At 69.5% G+C, this 17,995-nt stretch carries 15 protein-coding genes and 6 pseudogenes; 9 read left to right on the plus strand and 12 right to left on the minus strand.

Annotated features, from left to right (window positions below; translation table 11 throughout):
- Positions 1-130: 130 nt before the first annotated feature.
- On the plus strand, positions 131-1,132 hold the full coding sequence (locus ACFWTC_RS20740; RefSeq protein ID WP_384074367.1) for an IS630 family transposase: 1,002 nt from the start codon (positions 131-133) through the stop codon (positions 1,130-1,132).
- A 410-nt stretch (positions 1,133-1,542) separates the two neighbouring features.
- Here ACFWTC_RS20740 and ACFWTC_RS20745 read toward each other — a convergent pair.
- Positions 1,543-1,797, minus strand: a pseudogene (locus ACFWTC_RS20745) (transposase); the annotation flags it as partial.
- A gap of 1,097 nt (positions 1,798-2,894) precedes the next feature.
- Between ACFWTC_RS20745 and ACFWTC_RS20750 the strand changes: the two are divergent.
- Positions 2,895-3,986, plus strand: coding sequence for a GNAT family N-acetyltransferase (locus tag ACFWTC_RS20750; protein ID WP_384074329.1), 1,092 nt, complete (start codon positions 2,895-2,897; stop codon positions 3,984-3,986).
- 252 nt (positions 3,987-4,238) lie between these two features.
- On the opposite strand, the pseudogene ACFWTC_RS20755 reads toward ACFWTC_RS20750, so the two are convergent.
- Positions 4,239-4,603, minus strand: a pseudogene (locus ACFWTC_RS20755) (cation transporter dimerization domain-containing protein); the annotation flags it as partial.
- Between ACFWTC_RS20755 and ACFWTC_RS20760 the strand changes: the two are divergent.
- Positions 4,590-4,784, plus strand: a complete 195-nt coding sequence (locus ACFWTC_RS20760; RefSeq protein ID WP_384074332.1) for a hypothetical protein — start codon at positions 4,590-4,592, stop codon at positions 4,782-4,784. The pseudogene ACFWTC_RS20755 and the gene ACFWTC_RS20760 overlap by 14 nt on opposite strands.
- Before the next feature lie 249 nt (positions 4,785-5,033).
- Here the strand turns inward: ACFWTC_RS20760 and ACFWTC_RS20765 are convergent, their stop codons facing one another.
- Together ACFWTC_RS20765 and ACFWTC_RS20770 are read right to left on the minus strand one after the other, a co-directional pair.
- Positions 5,034-5,432, minus strand: a complete 399-nt coding sequence (locus ACFWTC_RS20765; protein ID WP_383924806.1) for a hypothetical protein — start codon at positions 5,430-5,432, stop codon at positions 5,034-5,036.
- A 73-nt stretch (positions 5,433-5,505) separates the two neighbouring features.
- On the minus strand, positions 5,506-5,808 hold the full coding sequence (locus tag ACFWTC_RS20770) for a hypothetical protein (protein ID WP_384074335.1): 303 nt from the start codon (positions 5,806-5,808) through the stop codon (positions 5,506-5,508).
- 603 nt (positions 5,809-6,411) lie between these two features.
- Between ACFWTC_RS20770 and ACFWTC_RS20775 the strand changes: the two are divergent.
- Positions 6,412-7,034, plus strand: a pseudogene (locus ACFWTC_RS20775) (IS5 family transposase); the annotation flags it as partial.
- A gap of 9 nt (positions 7,035-7,043) precedes the next feature.
- Here the strand turns inward: ACFWTC_RS20775 and ACFWTC_RS20780 are convergent.
- From ACFWTC_RS20780 to ACFWTC_RS20795, 4 genes are all read right to left on the minus strand, one after another.
- Positions 7,044-7,439, minus strand: coding sequence for a hypothetical protein (locus tag ACFWTC_RS20780; RefSeq protein WP_384074338.1), 396 nt, complete (start codon positions 7,437-7,439; stop codon positions 7,044-7,046).
- A gap of 180 nt (positions 7,440-7,619) precedes the next feature.
- Complete coding sequence (locus ACFWTC_RS20785) at positions 7,620-8,261, minus strand: hypothetical protein (RefSeq protein ID WP_384074340.1); 642 nt, start codon at positions 8,259-8,261, stop codon at positions 7,620-7,622.
- A 609-nt stretch (positions 8,262-8,870) separates the two neighbouring features.
- Positions 8,871-9,209, minus strand: a complete 339-nt coding sequence (locus ACFWTC_RS20790; RefSeq protein ID WP_383932328.1) for a hypothetical protein — start codon at positions 9,207-9,209, stop codon at positions 8,871-8,873.
- A gap of 217 nt (positions 9,210-9,426) precedes the next feature.
- A complete protein-coding gene (locus ACFWTC_RS20795; RefSeq protein WP_384074343.1) occupies positions 9,427-10,944 on the minus strand; it encodes a glycoside hydrolase family 6 protein in 1,518 nt (505 codons plus the stop codon).
- 828 nt (positions 10,945-11,772) lie between these two features.
- On the opposite strand from ACFWTC_RS20795, the gene ACFWTC_RS20800 reads away from it, so the two are divergent.
- The gene (locus ACFWTC_RS20800; protein WP_384074345.1) at positions 11,773-12,759 is read left to right on the plus strand and encodes a ricin-type beta-trefoil lectin domain protein; all 987 of its coding nucleotides are present in this window, start codon (positions 11,773-11,775) and stop codon (positions 12,757-12,759) included.
- A 1-nt stretch (position 12,760) separates the two neighbouring features.
- Here the strand turns inward: ACFWTC_RS20800 and ACFWTC_RS20805 are convergent, their stop codons facing one another.
- Positions 12,761-12,898: a hypothetical protein gene (locus ACFWTC_RS20805; protein ID WP_383932334.1), complete on the minus strand. Its 138-nt coding sequence runs from the start codon at positions 12,896-12,898 to the stop codon at positions 12,761-12,763.
- Positions 12,899-13,021: 123 nt separating this feature from the next.
- Positions 13,022-14,458, minus strand: coding sequence for a carotenoid oxygenase family protein (locus ACFWTC_RS20810; protein ID WP_384074348.1), 1,437 nt, complete (start codon positions 14,456-14,458; stop codon positions 13,022-13,024).
- A 765-nt stretch (positions 14,459-15,223) separates the two neighbouring features.
- Between ACFWTC_RS20810 and ACFWTC_RS20815 the strand changes: the two genes are divergently transcribed.
- The 3 genes and pseudogenes from ACFWTC_RS20815 to ACFWTC_RS20825 all read left to right on the plus strand — a co-directional run bounded on the left by ACFWTC_RS20815 (position 15,224) and on the right by ACFWTC_RS20825 (position 16,649).
- Complete coding sequence (locus ACFWTC_RS20815) at positions 15,224-15,529, plus strand: hypothetical protein (RefSeq protein WP_383932338.1); 306 nt, start codon at positions 15,224-15,226, stop codon at positions 15,527-15,529.
- A gap of 352 nt (positions 15,530-15,881) precedes the next feature.
- Positions 15,882-16,028, plus strand: a pseudogene (locus ACFWTC_RS20820) (winged helix-turn-helix domain-containing protein); the annotation flags it as partial.
- A 124-nt stretch (positions 16,029-16,152) separates the two neighbouring features.
- Positions 16,153-16,649: pseudogene (locus tag ACFWTC_RS20825) on the plus strand (transposase).
- Positions 16,650-16,832: 183 nt separating this feature from the next.
- Here ACFWTC_RS20825 and ACFWTC_RS20830 read toward each other — a convergent pair.
- Entirely contained in the window at positions 16,833-17,360 is a 528-nt protein-coding gene (locus ACFWTC_RS20830; protein ID WP_383932340.1) for a GNAT family N-acetyltransferase, read from the minus strand.
- Between the two features lie 70 nt (positions 17,361-17,430).
- Entirely contained in the window at positions 17,431-17,553 is a 123-nt protein-coding gene (locus tag ACFWTC_RS20835) for a hypothetical protein (RefSeq protein ID WP_383932342.1), read from the minus strand.
- A gap of 56 nt (positions 17,554-17,609) precedes the next feature.
- Between ACFWTC_RS20835 and ACFWTC_RS20840 the strand changes: the two are divergent.
- Positions 17,610-17,841, plus strand: a pseudogene (locus ACFWTC_RS20840) (IS5/IS1182 family transposase); the annotation flags it as partial.
- Positions 17,842-17,995 lie beyond the last annotated feature (154 nt).

The raw sequence follows: 17,995 nt of genomic DNA on the forward strand, positions 1-17,995 counted from the left end.
TCGGCAGATGGTTTTCGGACTCTCCATCTATTGATCAGAAACGGTTTGGGTTCTGGGTCGTTGGAGGGGTGTGAGTGATCTGGTGGGGGACGCGCGGCATCTGTCGCCGTCGGCGCAGGAGGCCCTGCGGCTGCGGGCGGTGGCCGCGTTGGTGGCGGGGCGGGGCCGTGAGGACGTGGCGGCGGTGTTCGGGGTGTCGCTGAAGGCGGTCGACATCTGGTGGGCGAAGTGGCAGGCCGGCGGCCGGGAGGCGCTGGTCATGCGCCCGCGCGGTAAGCCGGTCGGGGTGCACCAGGTGCTCGGGGAGGCCGAGCAGGGTGCGGTGCGGCAGGCGGTCCTCGATCACCGGCCCTGTGACGTGGGGCTGAGCGGGCAGCTGTGGACGCGGCGGCTGATCGGTGACCTGATCGCGAAGCTGTACCGGGTGCGGCTGATCGAGGTGGGGGTGGGCAAGTACCTGAAGCGGTGGGGGCTGTCCTTCCAGCGCCCGGACAAACGGGCCGTCGAGCAGGACCCCGAAGCTGTCCGGCGCTGGCACGAGGAGACCTGGCCGGCGATCCGCGCGCAGGCGAAGGCCGACGGAGGCGAGGTCCTGTTCGCCGACCAGGTCGGTATCCGATCCGACCAGGTCACCGGCCGCACCTGGGGAGAGAAGGGCAGGACGCCTGTGGTGCGGCGGAGCGGGAACCGGTTCTCGGTGAACGCGATGTCGGCGATCAGCACCAAGGGCCGGATACACTTCATGGTCTTCACCGAGAGCTTCACCGCCGAGGTGATGTGCCGCTTCCTCGACCGGCTCGCCAGCCACTTCGACCACAAGGTCCACCTCGTCGTCGACGGGCACTCCGCCCACCGGTCCAAGAGGGTCCGCGACTGGCTCGCCGCCCACTCCGACGACGTCGAGCTGCACTTCCTGCCGCCGTACTCGCCCGAGCTGAACCCCGACGAACTCGTCAACGCCGACCTCAAGCACAGCCTGCCCCGGCAGCACCGAGCCCGGAATCAGGCCGAACTCGCCGCCGAGACCCGCCGCTTCTTCCGCCGACGCCAGCGCCAGCCGCACATCGTCCGCGGTTACTTCGGCGGCCCACACGTCCGCTACGTCATGGACGAGAACCCCATGAGTTTCTGATCAATACCTGCACAGCCTTCAACCCGACATCGAAGTACAGGTCACCATCAGGATCTGGGACACCCCCCAGAAGCCCCCGGAAGACGCTGAGGGCACGGTCCCTGTCTCCCTGGAATCAGAGACGGGCCAACTCGTCGTCAACCAGCTCACCTTCGGGCCGGCGGGCATGACGGACCTGCCCCGACCCGGCGTCTACGACGGGCACGCGGCATGGAGCGGACGAGACGCCACGGCCGCCTACTACGACACATGCCTCCAGCGCGCTGTCGATAAGCAATGGGACGCGGAACAGATCGGAGCAGCCTGGAAACAGTGCTCCACGGCTGAGCAGTACACCCTCGACCTCTGGTTCGTAAGAGAATCCGAACCCGAGGACGAGGACGACGAATAGCCCTGGGGACTACTCCCCTCTACTTCGTCTTGTGGTTCGCGAAGAAGGCGGTCGCTTTTCCCAGCACCTCGATCGTCTGTTCCATCTCGCGGACCTTGCGGCGCAGTCGCACCAGCTCCTCGCGCTCGGCCGTGGTCAGCGCGCCCGCCGGCCCCTGCCCGCAGTCGGTCTTGTCCTGGTTGACCCAGTTTCGCAGCCCCTCGGGGCTCACGCCGATGTCCCGGGCCACCTCGGTGACCGTCCTGCCCGACGAGTACACCAGGGCCACCGCGTCGCGCTTGACTCGGGCGTGTACCGCTTGCTCGTGTTGCTCTTCTTGCTCTACCTGGAACTGCTTCCTCCGGGACCGTCCGTCCCAGTATCAGGCTGTCCAGGCCGCAGGGGGAACTTCAGCAACAGACTGCCCCGTACTTCAGGAGGAAGCACGACCAGTGAACGCACCACGGCGTTCCCGGTTCCCGTTCCACTGCCTGCATCTGGGGACCCTTTCGGGCGCGGCACAGAGCGCATGTTCGGGTACGTCGGCCGTCTCATTCCCCGGCGCGGCACGTAGCCGCTCGCCGAGTATGAGTGCTGATGACGCATTGCTCGTTCCTGTTCTCCTCACCTCTCTTTTCTCCTCTCGCTTCGGCGTGCGGAAGAGGAGCGACGCGGGCTGCCTCCTTTGCCGTCGTGGCGACAGTGCTGGCAGCCGTAGGGCACCACCTGATCTTTGGCGGCACTGCGTCGGCAAACGCATGTCTGACTGCCGTACTGGGACTGTTCGCCGCGGCCTTGCCTGGAGCCGGAAGGCCGGGCTCGCTGAGCACCGGCCTGGGCGCCATGGCCGTTGCTCAAGCGGCTACCTGCTGGTGGTTTGCTCAATTCGGCGATGATCCTGCGTCTGGGCTGGCCTCTTCTCGCGACGGCTTGTGGGGCATGTCTTACCTCGCCCTGACTCTGGCCGTCGGCTGGGCACTGCACGCTGCGGACAGCTCCTGCTCGGGGCTTGTGAGCACGGTGCATGAGACGTTGGGTTCGGTGGCCGTATGCCTGCGCGTGTTGTTCGCCCCCTGGATCACCTCAGCAGACGTGCAGGACCGGCGGGCGTTCGTTGTTCGGAGCTGCCAGAGGGGTGCACGCGCTCACGAAACTCTCCTGGCCGATTCGGTGGTGCGCCGGGGCCCCCCTCGGTGCCGTCGCTCATGGCTGCTGAGACTTCGGCAGCCGTGAGTGCGGCCGTAGGCGCCCACGCATCCAGGCTCCGCTTCCCTGTCGAACGAGGAGCAGGGGCCATGCCTGTGCGCCGGTTGTTCTCGGCCTGACCGGAAGCCACTACTCGGGTGGCGATCGGTCACGGCCCCGTGAGTAGTCCGAGCAGCAGGAGCCGAAGTGACCACCCAACGCATCAACGTGATTCACCCTGACGACCTGAGCCCGACCGACGTAGACCTGTGGGACGAGGTGCGGGTGAGGACGGCGCCCGTGGCCAATCCCTTTATGAGCTCACAGTTCTGCCAGGCGGTCGGCCGTGTCCGGCCGGGTGCCAGGGTTGCGGTGGTACGCCAGGACGGCGAGCCCGCTGGCTTCTTCCCCTTTGAGCGTGGCCGATGGGGTCGTGGTCGCGCAATCGGCCTGGGCGTCTCCGACTGCCAAGGCGCTGTTCTGCGATCCGACCTGCACGTGGATCCGCGCGAGCTGCTGCGGGCCAGTGCCCTGGCCGTCTGGGAGTTCAACCATCTCGAAAGCGGTCAGGAGTTGTTCCTTCCCTTCGCAACCGGGCGATTCGCCTCGCCCGTCGTCGACCTCAGCGGCGGCTACGGCCAGTACGAAATGCTGCTTCGAACACGGTCCCGCAAGTTCCTCAAATCGACGCTGGCGCAGGATCGCCGTCTGGCTCGGCACGTCGGCCCGCTGAAGTTCGTGTTCGACGAACGAAGCCCGGCGGCTTTGCGGACGCTGATGGCGTGGAAGTCGGCCCAGTACCGCCGAACAGGCCGGCGAGACCGGTTCGCTCAGACCTGGATCACCAACCTGGTGCGCATGCTCGCGGGCACCACCGCACCAGCCTGTTCGGGCGTGCTGTCGGTGCTTTACGCAGGTGACAGGCCTGTCGCCGCGCACTTCGGACTGCGCTCACGCACCGTCCTTTCGTGCTGGTTCCCCGCGTACGACCGGAACTTCGCGAAGTTCTCCCCCGGTCTCGTTCTCCATCTCCGGATGATCGAGGCTGCCGCTGCCGCCGGCATCGAAATGCTCGACCTCGGCAGGGGGGATGCCGCCTACAAGGATTCCCTCAAAACACGAGAACTCATGGTGCACGAAGGCGCCCTCCTGCGGCCCGGGCCCGGCGCGGTTCTCCACCGGCTCAGCCGCGAACCGTCGCGTGCTATCCGCCGCTTCGTGCGAGAGCGGCCCCAGCTCAAGACCGCAGCCGTACACACCCTGGAATCAGTCGGCAAAATGCGTGACCGGCGCTCCTGAGGAGCAGCTCGAGGTCGCATGCGCTGGAATCAATCCTCCGCTGGGCCCCGCCCGGTGGAAGGGTCTTTCCCATCCCGCTCTCGTGGTTCGTGACCGTGTCGCGTTCCTTCCGTCCGGCGAACACCGGCGCCCCGCGGCCGAAGTCGGCGCGGCCCCACCGCCGCCGGGCGAGGCGGTGAGGTGACCTCGGTCCACGGCGGCCCGGCGACTGTTATGGGTTGCCGGGCCGGTCCGTCCAGGGGTCTGAGTAGGTCAGCGGACGCCGTGATGTGTGAGCACCGCGTGCTGGTCGGCGTCGTCGGTGTGGTCGGTGTGGACGGTGGCGGCGGTCAGCCGGGGTACCGCGTGGATCAGGGCGTGTTCGGCGGCGACGGCGAGTTCGTGGGCCTGGACGACGGTCAGCTGGGGGTCGACGACGATGTCGGCCTCGGCGCGCAGGGCGTGGCCGATCCACCGCATCCGCACCTGTCCGAGGTCGCGTACGCCGGCCACGCCGCGAAGGGCGTGTTCGGCTTGGTCGACGAGGGCGGGATCGACGGAGCCATGAGCCGCCGGTAGACCTCGCGGGCCGCGCTGCGGAGTACGGCGAGGATGGCGAGGGTGATGAGGAGGTCCACGAAGCCGACATCGACGACGAACGTTTCCACGCCCCCCGAAGCCCCCGGCCTCGACGTCGTCCTGCGCGGCCTGTCCATGACCGGCAACGACACCCACACCATGGCCATCGCCAACCCCGTCTTCGAGGGCCTGTACGAGTACTACCGGCGCGCCGCGGATCTGGGCCACGAACCCGCCTGACTTCCCGGAGCGATCCAATGGCAGCAGCAGCCCACCCCGCACCCGTACGCGGGGCCAGGCAGGGGAAATCAGCGGGGGCGGTATGGATTGCTGTTGAGCTGGTTCACACAACTCGCGGTTGGTGGCCCGAGCGGCCGCCAGGTCCTCGTCGCGTTCACTGAGCTGCGCGGCGAGATCGGCGACCTGCTGTTGGAGATGGCCCGCCCGGCTCAGCCGGAACTCTGCCGTGCGCCGGTGCGGACGCGCGCCTCACCATCGGAACTCACCGTCGTAGAGGCGTCGGTGCCACCATGCGCCAGGCCACCGCAGGCGCCGGCAGGCGTGCGGGTCGGGCAGGGTCCGGCGGCGAAGCTCCGCGTCCAGTTGCGCCACCACCCGCCCGAGTTCGGCGCGGGACGGCTGCGGAAGCGAACACAACGCCTCTTGCAGGATGTCCCGGGCTTTCGCCACGTCGACAAGCGCGGACCCCGGATGGGGAGAGGCCGGGAAGCACAGGTCCAGGTATCGGCCGGGCTGTCGCAGGAACGCCCGGTAGTGCCTGAGCGCGGCTTCCACCGCCCCCTCCCACAAGCCGTCCCAGAGCCCGGCCCAGGAGTCACCGTGTTCCCGCTCTGCGCGCTGGATCTCGGCGCAGGTGCGCTCGGACAATCCGGGAATGCGACAGGTCCAGGGGCTCCAGACAGGCGGGACCGGATCTTCGGCGCGAAGCGCGCCGGGCCGTCTACGCGGCATGGGCCTTTCGGTTGGTCATCATGCCCGCGATCATGCCGGACGGCCCGACAGCCCCACAAGGCCCCCACCCCGCTCTGTCGGGGTCCTCCGCCGTCAGCGACGCGGCGCGGAGGACCTCGGCGCCGTCGCGCGGACCGCAGTGGGCGCCGCGCGGCCAACCGGGCACCTGGAAGCTGAAACTCTCCGCGAGTATGCCCGCACCGACGCCGAACTGATCCGCACCAGCGCGGAGGCAGAAGCCGCCCGCGTACGCGCCCGAGCCCGGCACGAAGCCGATCAACTCCTGCACCACGCCCGCCGGACAACCGACCACAACAGACCGTCGATCGCCGACGGAGCAGGCCCTGAAGACCCCTCAAACGCCACAGGCCACGGCGGACCGCGTTGGTGGCGGCAGGGCCGTACCCTGCGCCCCGCGATACGTCCTCTGGGCGCGGCGAGTGCGGTGGCCGCTCTGGCGCTGGCCGCGATCCTGGCCGGCGACTCCCTCACCGGGACGCCTGGCGCCTGTCCGCCGGGTCAGAGCCAGGCCGACGGCCGGCGCATCCCCCGCGCCGGCCGCGCAGGCGACGGAGCCGTGCAGCAGGCAGTATTTGCCCGCCAGCCGGCGGCCATCATCATCAACTTCCGGGCGCCACAAGGGTGGCCACAACCGACCTTCACCCCGTGGACGGGCTCCCTTCTCTCACCGAGCCCGACCCCCAGCCCTACCCCCACGCCGAGCCCCACGCCGAGCCCCACCCCGACACCAAGCCTCACGCCGACGGTCGCTCCCTGCGCCCCACAGGCTCGCGACCGCTAGGCCGTGTCCGATGGGTCGTGTGACGCTCCTGCTGGGAACTCGTTCCGTGGGACATGGGGCGGGGAGATCTTTCGGATGGCTGGAGCCGCACTTGCCGACGAATCGCGGGCGGGGCGGAGCATGGTCAGCGTCGATTCCATGACCTGCCGCGCTCATCAGCACGCGGCTGGCGCCTCCACTCGTGCCCCGAAGATCCCGGTCGGCGCAGGAGCCCGGCGCGTCACCGCTCCGATGAGGCCCTGGGACGCTCGCGAGGCGGACTCACAAGCAAGATCCACCTCGCCGGGGAAGGTGGGTGCCGCCCGCTCGGGTTTGTCATCACGCCTGGCCAGTGGGGGGACGCACCGCAGATGCTTCCCGTCTTGGAAGAGATCCGCGTGCCCCGGCAGGCTGGTGGACGACCGCGCACCCGGCCCGACCACGTCGGGAAGGCGTACTCGTCACGCCGCAACCGGCGTCACCTGCGCAGACGTCAGATCAAGCACACGATCCCCGAGCCGAGAGACCAGCGGGCCAACCGCCGGCGCCGCGGCGGCCAAGGCGGCCGGCCCACAGGGTTCGACAAGACGATCTACCGGCGCCGCAACGAAGTCGAGCGGACCATCAACCGGCTCAAGAACTTCCGAGCCATCGCCACGCGCTTCGACAAGCGGGCGTACGTCTTCTACGGGACGGTCACCGTAGCCGCGATCCGCCTATGGCTCCGTCCGCAGTGAAGCGCCCGTTCAGAGGTCCTTGGCACCCGGGTAGTGGCGGCGAAGTTCGCTGAGTACGCGCTCGTCGACAGCCCTGACATCCCACGAGGAGCTGCCGCATTCGGTCAGGACGAGTACCAGCTTGTCCCCGGCGAACCCACGTGCTTCGGCGTCGATCAACTGGAGGAAGGGGGTCGTCAACGACAACAGTGTCAACGTGTCCATGCCGGCGTCCGCGGACCTACTCTCCATCTCGGCACAGCGAGGATCGACGATCTCGTCGAATTCGACGCGCCACGTCAGGTTCAGGCCGAGGCTGCCGAGGCGAACCAGTAGCTCAGCCAGGGTCACGTAGTGCTTTCCGTGCCAGGCGGGAAACGTGATCCCCTTCATCCCTGCCTCTGCTTCGGCTGTATCGCGTGACATGAGCCCCCCCTTCGTTCAGCGAACACTAGGCCACGGCCCTGATCAGCTCACACGACCCATCGGATAGCCCCTAGCGACCCCTGTTGCTGGGCCTGTCCGGCGGATCTTTGACCACGTCACGGCAGACGTGAGTCGTGTTCTACGCGGTGGGTCCAGCTCCTTCGGAGCGCAAGGCGGCATTCACTGTGGGCCGGCACCGGGGCCCGGACTGGCGTGCGCGGGGTTGCCCCCACCGGAGCCTTGGCGTTCGGCGAGCAGCTGCTTGCGACGGCGGCTGCGGCGGAAGGCGGTGATGAGGACGATGACGGCGCAGATGGTGATTCCGAGGATGGGGAGAGCGATGGCCAGTACCAGCCAGCCCGCAAGCGCGAAAAAGCCTCCGGAGTCCCCGATGGCGTACTTGGAGGATGCGTGGGACGAACAGGTGACCTGATAGTCGCCTGCTCGTGGCACGTCGATGGTGTAGAGCGGATTCCAGGTCTCGTCACCGGTGAGGAACACGTCGACTCCCGGATCGGTGAGACCGGGGTGGCCCGGCCCGGTGATGCTGCACTTCGGGGCGGCGGACGGGCCGAATTCCTCGTCCCTGATCCACATGGTCTTCTCACTCCCCGGCTCGAGCCGAAGGGTGACGATGTCGCCGTTGGCAAACTGATGGTTGGTGTCCACCGCGTCGATCGCGTTGTTGAACCGGAAAGCACCGATGGCCACGCCCATCACGATGAGCACGACGGCGATCGCGCCTGCTGTGGCATACCAGCGACGGCTGGGCCGAAGTTCGATTGCCGGTATCTGCGGCGGTGGGAAGGGCTTCACGAGCACACCCTAGATCGTCCTGTCCGGCCGACGAGCCGCCGGGTCCTGCCCGGCCGATCATGTGACTGGTTCAACGTCGGCTCGTCGGCATGGCCATGGGGCGGCAGACTTGACGAACGCGGGGTGTGCCCGGCTGAAGCCGCAGCTTCGCGCCGCCGGACAGGCTCTAGCGCGTTCGGACCGAGGCGGCTCCTGCATTGGCACGGGTGGGCTTGGACGCCGTGAGCCGGCTTGATCCGAAGACACGGCCGCATAACCCCGGCCCCGCGTGGGGGCGGGCGGGGCTGTCCGGCGCAGTCCCGTGCTGCCCGGGACGGAGAGGACCGGTGGTGATGACCAGAGGGCCGCGTGGGGAGGGGTGCGTCGGCGGGTACGGCCCTTGCCGGATTCGGCCGAAGCCTGGATGGGCACTGACCCGATCGTGCCGCGCCCCCTGAACGGGCACAGGTGATCTTGCGAAGAATGCAGGGCATCCAGGTCGCCGGGTTCTGGCAGCAGCAGGACAAGGCGACCACGAGGGGGCTGGGCGCAGCGCGCCGGCACGCGCGCGGGGTATCACGCGCGGGCCGCGTGCACGGGTGCTCGTGTGCACACGAGTCGGCGCCCCGCGGCCGGTCAGTCGTCAGTGTGGGTGTCGGCCTGTGCCGAGGGTCCGGCGGGCGCCGGTTCGGGCGGGCGGCTCGGCGGCAGCCTGGGCGCCGGGGAGTCGTTCGGCGGCGGTCCGGGGGCCCGGACCGCCGTCCTTGGGCTCGGGGAGGGCGGCGGGCCGGGGGCCGGTGCCCTCGCCGCTCGATTCTCGCCGGACTTCATTATCATCACCTGCCCGGACTGACGGACCTGTGGGTCCAGGGCGCGCATGTCGTGCGCCTGCGGGGGCTCCTGGACCACCACGTCCCCCTCGGCCCGGACCAGGCCGCCGTACGCCTCGGCGTCCGCCGCGCCGATTTCGACCACGTAGTACGCCTCGGCTGGGTGACCCCCGTGGGCGCGGCGGAGGTCGACTACGGCCGGGCGGCCGGGGGAGTGGTGGAGGTCCCGCTGCGCAGCCTGGTCAACGTGTTAACCGGTCCGGAGGCAGCGCCGTCTGCCTCGTGGACGGCGGAGCGGTCCACCTGTACCGGGAGGCGGACCGGTCCGCCGGACAGGCCGAGCGCGGGGGAGCGGGACTCGCTCAGCGGCCGTCGATCAGCGCTTCGGCCAGCTGCGGGGAGAACACGCCAGCCGGCGGGGACCCTGCCGGGCACTGCGAGGAGTTGCCGTCGGAGTCGCCGGGGCTCTTGAGCCAGAGCTGGTACTCCGCGCCGCCCGCGCTGCCGGCCCGCGACGTCGCGCCGAGCTTGCGCCGGGCCGGGTTGCAGAAGCCGACGTGGCCGCTGCCGGGGGAGCCGGGGACGACGTGGCCGCCGTTGCCGTTACGGGACGTGTCCACCACCCATCGGGTGGTGAGGCCGAAGTCCGTCCTGAGCTGGGCCCCCAGTCGCTTCGCGTAGTCGTCGGCGACGGCGGTGTCGTCGAAGTTGGACACGTTGACCGAGACGCCGCGGGCCAGGGAAGCCCCGGAGCGGTTGAGCAGGTAGGCCATCTTCTTGAGGCCGATGCCCTGGTTGCCGCTGAGGTCCGGACCGAGGGTCCAGGTCGCGTTGCCCGCATCGAGGTAGGTCTGCACGAACGTACCCTGCTGCTGGAGGTGCTGGGTGGCATACCACAGCATGTCGAAGCGCTGTTCGGCCGTGCCCTTCATGCAGGCGTCGTCCGAGGACTGGGCCACCGCGTCCGGCTCCAGCACGACGATCGCCGGACGGCCCGCGATGCCCCGGGCGAACTTGTCGGCCCACGCCTTGTACAGGTCGGGAGAGCCGGCGCCGCCCGAAGAGGGACCGCCGCAGTCCCGTCCGGGGATGTTGTAAGCGACCAGGACCGGCACCCGACCCTGTGCCGCGGCGGCACCGACGTAGTCGGACACCTCCGTCTGAATGCCGGTGGCCGCATTGCCGTCGGCGTCCCAGTCCCCGAACCACTTCACGGTGTTCCGGTCCGCGATGGCCGCCTTGATCTTGGCGGCCCGGGCGTCACCCGGGTTGCTCTTGACCCAGGTCGCGGCGTTGTTCGCGGGGTCAACGTAGAAGCCCTCGCGGGCGGTGGAGGTGGTCAGCGAGACGTTGTCGATGACGATGTCCGTCGTGACCGGCTGGCCGCCGAACTGGAACGTGATCGCTCCGGTCGTCGTGTCAATGCTGGAGGTGAACGGCATGGTGAAGCGCTGGGAGACGGTCGTCAGATCGACGGTCCGGTCCAGCGGGGCCGTGTGGGGCGCCGCTCCGAGCTGGGCGGTCGTACGCATCTTCGCCGGCACAGAGGCCTTGGCGTCGAAGGACAAGGTGTAGGCCACTCCGGGACGGAGACGGACGTCGTCCTGCCCGATCATCGCGTCCCACAGCTTGCCAGTACCCCCGTTGACGGTCGCGACCGCCGACCCGCCCGCGGCAGTCAGGGTGGCGCCGCTGGACCACCAGTCGGCGGTCCCGAGGGTGAACGTCCCGTTCTTCGCCAGCTCACCGTAGAGCGCCTGTGGCGCGGCCGCAGCCGGGTTAGCCGGAGCCGCGGTAGAAGGCGGGGCGAGCGATGACAGCAGAGCGGTGGCCAGCACCGGAGCAGCGACCGCCGGGAGCAACCTGGGCCTCACAGTCATGGGAGCCTTCCTTCTTCGGTCGTACGGGCCGGTCGTGACGGGCCGGCCGTTACGGCGCGGAGGCGTACCCCGATGAAGGCCCCCCTCGTGCGTCTACCGAGCCCTCCCCCGTCGCACGAACCCCGCTCCATGATCACCTGGCGCTGCGTCACGACACCACAGAAGAGGGCGATGTGTGACTTCTTCCACAGCGCCCTCCGAACCTCCCTGGCTATCGGGGGAAGCACAGTCGGCGCACCGAACCGCGACGAGGACCCGGGGGTCTTCCGTGCGGTACGGGCATCGATCTGGTGCGGCTGGCGGGATCCGCACCCCGCCCAGAGCAGCTCGCCCGCGGGCGACCCGCCCAGGCCGGCCGCCCCTGAGGCTCCGGCGCTCCGGCGCCCGGCCGGAATGATCTGCCTATCATCAGGATGCATCCATGCCGCCGGGTCCACTCGGGAGCCAAGACGGCGGCTGCACAAGCAACATGAGGGGGAATCAGAACCATGTGGCACGAAGGGAAGCGCCGAATATCCGTCGGTGTCGCGGCGTGCGCCGCGGCCCTGGTCGTGGGCGGGGTCCAGCTGCAGGCCAGCGCGTACGGCGCGGAGGTCACAGCAGCAGCGACGGCCACGTTAGAGGCGCCCTCGCCCGTCCCCGCGTTCCACGAGGGGGACCACGGGTCCTCAAAGAGCGACGGCAACGTCTTCGTGGACGGTGTCATGACGCTCGACGGCCCCCCTGGCCGCGGAGCGGACGCCGAAGTCCAGGAACACCGCACCGGCAGATCCCGCCCCGCAGCCGCCCTCGGGCGAGGGGTGGAAGTCGGGTGGGCCCAGCAAGTGGGTGGCGACCGGCTACACGATCAAGTTCTACGACCAGAAGTCCGCGGACTGGCTGGGCGGTTACGTGAAGGCGTCGGCCGCTGACCTCCAGCGGATCACCAACCTCCCGGTGAAGGTCGACACCGAGCCGGTCGGCTGGGACTACGTCCGCCCCGCGGGCGAGGTCGTCCTCGCCCTCCTGCACCGCCCCTGCAAGCTGCCCCCCGCTGGCAGCAACGAGCCGTGGAAGATCGTCCGGGACGGCAGCGGCACACCGGGCTGGAGCTGCGGTTATGTCAGCTCCTCCCTGCCCGACACCGCCACCAGCGGCCACGCCTACATCAACGACGAGTTCTTCACCGCCGACGGCAAGGCCACGGCCGACATGACCGAGGCGGGCCTGCGCAACCACATCGCCCACGAACTCGGCCACACCTTCGGCTTCGCACACGCCGACCGCAGTGCGACGCGCGGCGACTGCGTCACGGGCACCGACGCCGGGCAGTCCCCGGTGATGTGCTCCGTCGTGACCGCGTACACGGACAAGCGTGCCGGGACGTACGTGCAGCAGTTCGACGCCCAGGGCATGCGCGCGTTCGCGGCCAACACGGGCCTGAAGCCGCCCCCGCAGGGCCCCGTCGGTGGCGTGGGCGGAATGTGCCTGGACGCCAAGAACGGCAAGTCCGCCAACGGCACCGCACTCCAGCTCTGGACCTGCAACGGCAGCGCCGCACAATCCTGGGTGCTCGGCGCCGACGGCACCTTCCGCGCGTTCGGCAAGTGCCGGGACAACGCAGGCAACGAGACCGCCAACGGCAACAAGATCCAGCTCTACGACTGCAACGGCACCGGCGCCCAGAAGTGGTCCGTCAACGCCAAGGGCCAGATCGCGCACGTAGCCTCCGGCAAGGTCCTGGACGCCGCCAACGGCTCCTCGGCCAAGGGCACGGTCATCCAGCTCTACACCGCCAACACGGGCAAGGGACAGCTCTGGACGGTCCCGAAGTAGCTCAGCCCTCCGGAAGGAGGTCACGCAGTCCCGCACGGAAGGTGGGGCAGTCCAGGAGGGAGGAGTGGCAGCAGGTCAGGGCTCGTATGACACTGTGACCTGCGATTTTCTCCGCCTCGATGGACGGGTGCACGTTCACCGGGTCTCCTGAGCAAGGAAAGCCGTCGCACGCTTGAGGACCTCGACGTCCTCCCGCAGCCGGCGGTTCTCCCGCTTGTGCGCGGCCAGCTCCTCACGTTCACTGCTGTCGGGGCTGCGTTGCTCAGCCGCCGCCCGTCGGCAGCCAGCAGCCGTGCAGGCCGAGTGGGACCCGGACCGGGATGCGGGCGCGGGCCACGGGGCCGGAGGCGGGGTCCTGGGCCGGGACGACGAGGAACCACGCGGACCCGTCGGTGCGGTCGGTGGCGAACGTCAGCCAGTAGCCGTGCTCCTCGGAGTCCCGCCCCGGCACCGGTGCGAAGACCGGCTCCCCGACGGACAGGTCCCCGGCATCCCAGACGCGGGCGGTGCCGGTCTCGGTGTCGTGGAAGCGCACGGCGTCGTACTCGCCGGGCAGCAGGTCCCTGCGGCCGGTCTCGGTGGCCAGCGCGGCGTAGCGGTGGCGTCGGCCGATGCGTCGGTCGTCGATGCGGGGGAACTCCACCCGGGCGTCGTCCAGCGTGGTCCGGGCCATGGTGCCCGCCACCGGGTCGATGCGCGCCCGTACGAGTCCACCTCTCGCGGGGGCCGCGCCGGGCTCCGGTTCTCCGCCGACGGTCAGTCGGCTCCACTGCACGTAGTCCAGGACCACCGGGGCATCCGGGCCGGGTCCGTCGTCGTACGCGTTCACCGTGTGCCAGAGCCAGAACGCCTCGTCGGCAGCCCAGCGCGGTGGTCCGCCGTCGCGCGGGACGAGGACCACGCGGGTCCCGCGCTCGGGCCGCCAGGCGAGGAACGAGCCGCCCGCCATGGCCTCGGCAAAGTCGAAGAAGGCGGGCGCGAGGACGATGACCGCGTAGCGCTCGGTCAGGGCCATGTCGTGGATCATCATCGGCTCGTCCACGCCGTCGACCGGCGTGGGCCCCCGCGTGAGCGCACCATCGCGGCCGATGACCGACCAGGTCAGGTACGGCGCCTCCAGGCCGTAACAGAAGAGGACCATCTCGCCGGTGACCGGATCGATCTTGGGGTGGGCGGTGATGCCCATCGGCAGGGCGCCGTCGAAGTCCTCACGGCCGAGGGTCTCCAAGCCGGCGCCGATTCGGTAGGGGCACGCGGACTCGGCGAGAGCCAGCAGCCGGCCGCCGTGCCGTACGACGTTGATATCTGGCATGTCCCTGAAAGCGCCCGCAAGTTCGGGCCCGACCTGGTCGGCGTCCGGCATGATCATCGACTCCAGGCCGCCCCACAGGGCCCGGCCGGCCCGTTCCTCGGCCCGCAGCGCGGGGGTGCGTACGAAGCGGTTGCGGTAGCGGGCGCGGCCCTGCGAGAGCCAGACCCCGTGCAGCATGCCGTCCCCGTCGATGGGGTACAGGTACGAGCCGATCGGGGTGAAACGGGGATTGGGGCCGTTGCGCAGGTACAGCCCGTCCAGCGCCGGCGGGATCTCGCCGGTCACCTCAAGGCCGGCGACGTCGACCTCCTTGCTCACCGGCGCGAACGAGCCCAGTAGGTGGGGAACCCGGGTGGGGTCGAAGCGCGGGGGCGTGTGCGTATTCATGGGACCTCCCGGGGCGTGCTGGCTTCGGTCTTTACCGGCACTTCCCAGTGAAACGCGTTGGCCGCGCCGGTGCCAGCCGTCGGTTACCCGCGGGCCCGGCGGAGCCGGCAGGCGAGCGGAGGGGGCGCGTGCCTGTGCAGGGTGGAATTGAGGCGGGTTCCGGCCCGGGAGAGGGCCAGGAGGGGGGCCGAGGCCAGGAGGGCCGGGGCCAAGAGGGGGCACGTACCGTACGGCGCGTGTGGCTGCTTTCGGGGCGGGGCCACCCGGACGGCGGCTCCGGCCGTCCGCGTGTCAGGCGAGCCGGCGACCTGCTGCGCCTCGCCGACACCACCGCCGCACAGCGCGGGCGCGTCACCCCCAACGCCCAGCTGCTCGCCCACCTTCGGCAACCGGCCTCCCCGCCCCGACACTCCCGGCGCAGCAACCGGCCCCGGCACTGGACGCGGCGAGGTCCTGGCCGCGGCGCAGCGGTGCGCGTGGCCCTTGGCCGAACCGGGCGAGGGTCTGTAAAGTTTAACTGACCGTATAAACCCGATTCCGCCCGCACTCACACCATCAGGCGACGACAGAAAACACTCAAAGACTCACGAACCTCCCTCTTTAGGGCCATGGTGCCGTCGTGTGTGTCGCCATTTGCAGAGCCGCAGGCCGCTCCACGGATGGGCGCGCTGGACTGCCCGGGCGACGGTAGTGCGCTTAACGTCGTGGGTGCTGGAGCCGCGTGTCAACCGGCCGCGATGCGTAGACGAGTGAGAGGGACTTTCCATGGCAGTCGTTATGACCTTTTCCTGGCCCGAGCTCACACCCGACCTCTACGACGCGGTGCGCCAGAGGGTGCGCTGGGAAGAGGATTCTCCGGACGGGTGCGTGCTGCACGCCGCGTGGTTCGTCTCCAACGGTCTCAACGTCCTCGACATCTGGGAGTCGGAGGACCACTTCAAGCGGTTCATCGCCGACAGAGTCGCGCCCGTACTCAAGGGTGAACTGGGCGTGCAGAGCGACCCCGAGCCACAGTTCTTCCCGCTCCACCGCCGTTTCATCGCCCCGGGCATCAGCGGCGGCGGCGCCTGACGTAGTTCACCTCCGAGCAAGGGCCGGGCCGGGGCGGGCAACGCCCTGGGCGACCCCTGCTCAGCTCGGCGACTGCGCTCGGACCGCGTCATACTCCGCGACCCGGCCCACCGCTCCGGGCCCAGGGGCGGCCGGCCCCGCAAGCACCAGCCAGGGTGAAGTGCTCGGCGAGCTCGCGTGCCGCCCGGGGGCGCAGCGGGACGGTCCGGCCGATGGTACGGAGGCGGCCTGGCACGTCGTGGCGGCAGAGAACGAGGAGTTGGGGGCGTGCGAGGGTGCCGATGATTCTTCGGTGGTGTCTCTGCGCCTGATCTTGGTCCAGGCCCGGGATCCGGGAAGGTAGCGCTGGTTCATCCTATCGACGACCAAGCCCTCGACGCCGAAGTTCCACGTCAGCTACAGCGTCTCGGGTGCCACCCGGTTGATGCACCGGCTGGGCTTCAGTCCGCAGGTCCCCGCCCGGCGGGTCGCCGAGCGCGAGGAGCAGGTCGTCGTCGTGTGGAAGGAGGCGACCTGGGCGGAGGTAAAAGGGCGAGGGCGGCCTGTGGGGGCTACGTCTGCTTCGAGGACGAAGCCGGGTTCACCCGCAGGCCGCCCCGGGGCGGACATGGGGCCGGCGCGGAGTGACTCCGGTCGTCACCATCAGCGGCCGGCGCTCGGGACGGCTGTCGGTGGCCGGGCTGATCGCGATGCGGCCGGGTTCCCGGACCCGGCTGTGCCACCGACTTCGATCCCACACCGCGGGCAAAGGCGCACGTCGCAGCATGGGCGAGCGGGACTTCATCGCGCTCCTCGACGGCGCCCACCAGCTGGTCAGGTCCCCGATCGTGCTGGTCTGGGACCGGCTGAACACCCAGGTCTCCCGCAGGATGCGCGACTTCGTCGCCGCGCGGGAGTGGCTGACGGTGTTCCTGCTGCCCGCCTGCTCACCCGACCTCAACCCGGTCGAGTGGGTATGGGCCCACGTCAAGCGCAGCCTCGCCAACCTCGCCGTCTGGCCCTCGACCGCCTCGAAACCCTCGTCCGTAACCGCCTCAAACGCCTTCAATACCGGCCCCACACCCTCGACGGCTTCATAGCCGGCACCGGCCTCACCCTCGACACACCAATCTCACCCTGAAAAGCCGAAGTCAGTAGACACTCCCGCACACCGCCGCCACGGACTTGACTGCGGCCGCTGTCTGCGGCTCCCTCATTCCACCACTGGCAGAGGGTGGGTCGGCGGCTGGTGCTTGACGGCTGCGTTGGTCTGGTGAGGGTGGTGGTGAGTTCTTCACCCACAGCAGCTGCGTTCCGCCTGCCCTCAGTCGCCGAGGATCCGTTCCCACAGCAGGCCGTCCCGCCAGCTCCCGTCGAGGAGGATCGAGGAGTGGGAAACGCCGTACGGGCTGAATCCGTTGCGGCGCAGTACCCGTTGCGATGGCAGGTTCTCCAGGTTGGTGGAGGCCTCGGCGCGGTGCAGGCCGAGTTCGTCCGTCATGACGCGGAGCACGTGGCCGACGGCGCGTCCGGCGTGCCCTTGGTTCTGGGCGACACTGGCGATCCAGTATCCGACGGAGCCGCGGCGCAGGTGTGGCTGCGGCAGGATGCCTCCGACGGTGACCTGTCCGATCACGCGGTCGTCGGCGAGCACCACACCCGGCCAGATGGTGCCGGCCCGGTGTCCGGCGAGCAGGCCGTCAATCCGCTCTGCCTGGCCTTCCGGGGTGAAGAAGTCGGCGGGTTGTGCCGGTTCCCACCGTCGGAAGGCCTCGACGTCCCGCATCCGGTGGGCGGCGATCGGGGTGGCGTCGGCGGGCTCGATCAATCGGATCGCAGTACTGGTGTGCATGGGTCGGTCCTTGTCGCGGTGCATGGGATGAGACGGTCGGGCCAGGGGAGGGCGCACATGTCGGCGCGCCCTACACCCGCCGCAGGATCGAGTCGATCGCGCAGCTCGAGTTCTCGCCGAACAGGTCCAAATACCGGTAGATGTTCGGCCGGGCCTCCGGCGAGCATCCGGATCGGGTGATCAATCTGGGCATCTGCACGAGTTCCGTCTCGGCGTCGGGCCGGTGCCGGCGCAGGCTCCGACTCAATACTCGGCATCGACGTTGACGTCGTGCCAAGAAATACCCAGGTCGAGGGCTTCTCAGTACTACCCCGCCGGTGGGTGGTGGAACGGAGCCTGGGCTGGATCATGATGCACCGCCGACTCGCCCGCGACTACGAGACCAAACGAACCCTCCGAAAGCGTGATCCGCCTCGCCGCAATCTCCACCCTCGCCAAACGCGCAACTGGCGAAACCACCCCAACCTGGCGAGACGCATAAACCACAATCGCCCACGAACTACCTGAACCAGACGTCCTCTTAGAAGGCCGGAGCGTACCGTTGGCAGCGGGCGTAGTGGACTTCTTCGGGCGCGCCGGGCTCGTGCGGCGGTTGACCAGCTTCTCCAGGGCCCCGGCATCACGCGCGGCCCGTC

It is taken from the genome of Streptomyces sp. NPDC058619 (assembly GCF_042717785.1).
Taxonomy (GTDB): Bacteria; Actinomycetota; Actinomycetes; order Streptomycetales; family Streptomycetaceae; genus Streptomyces.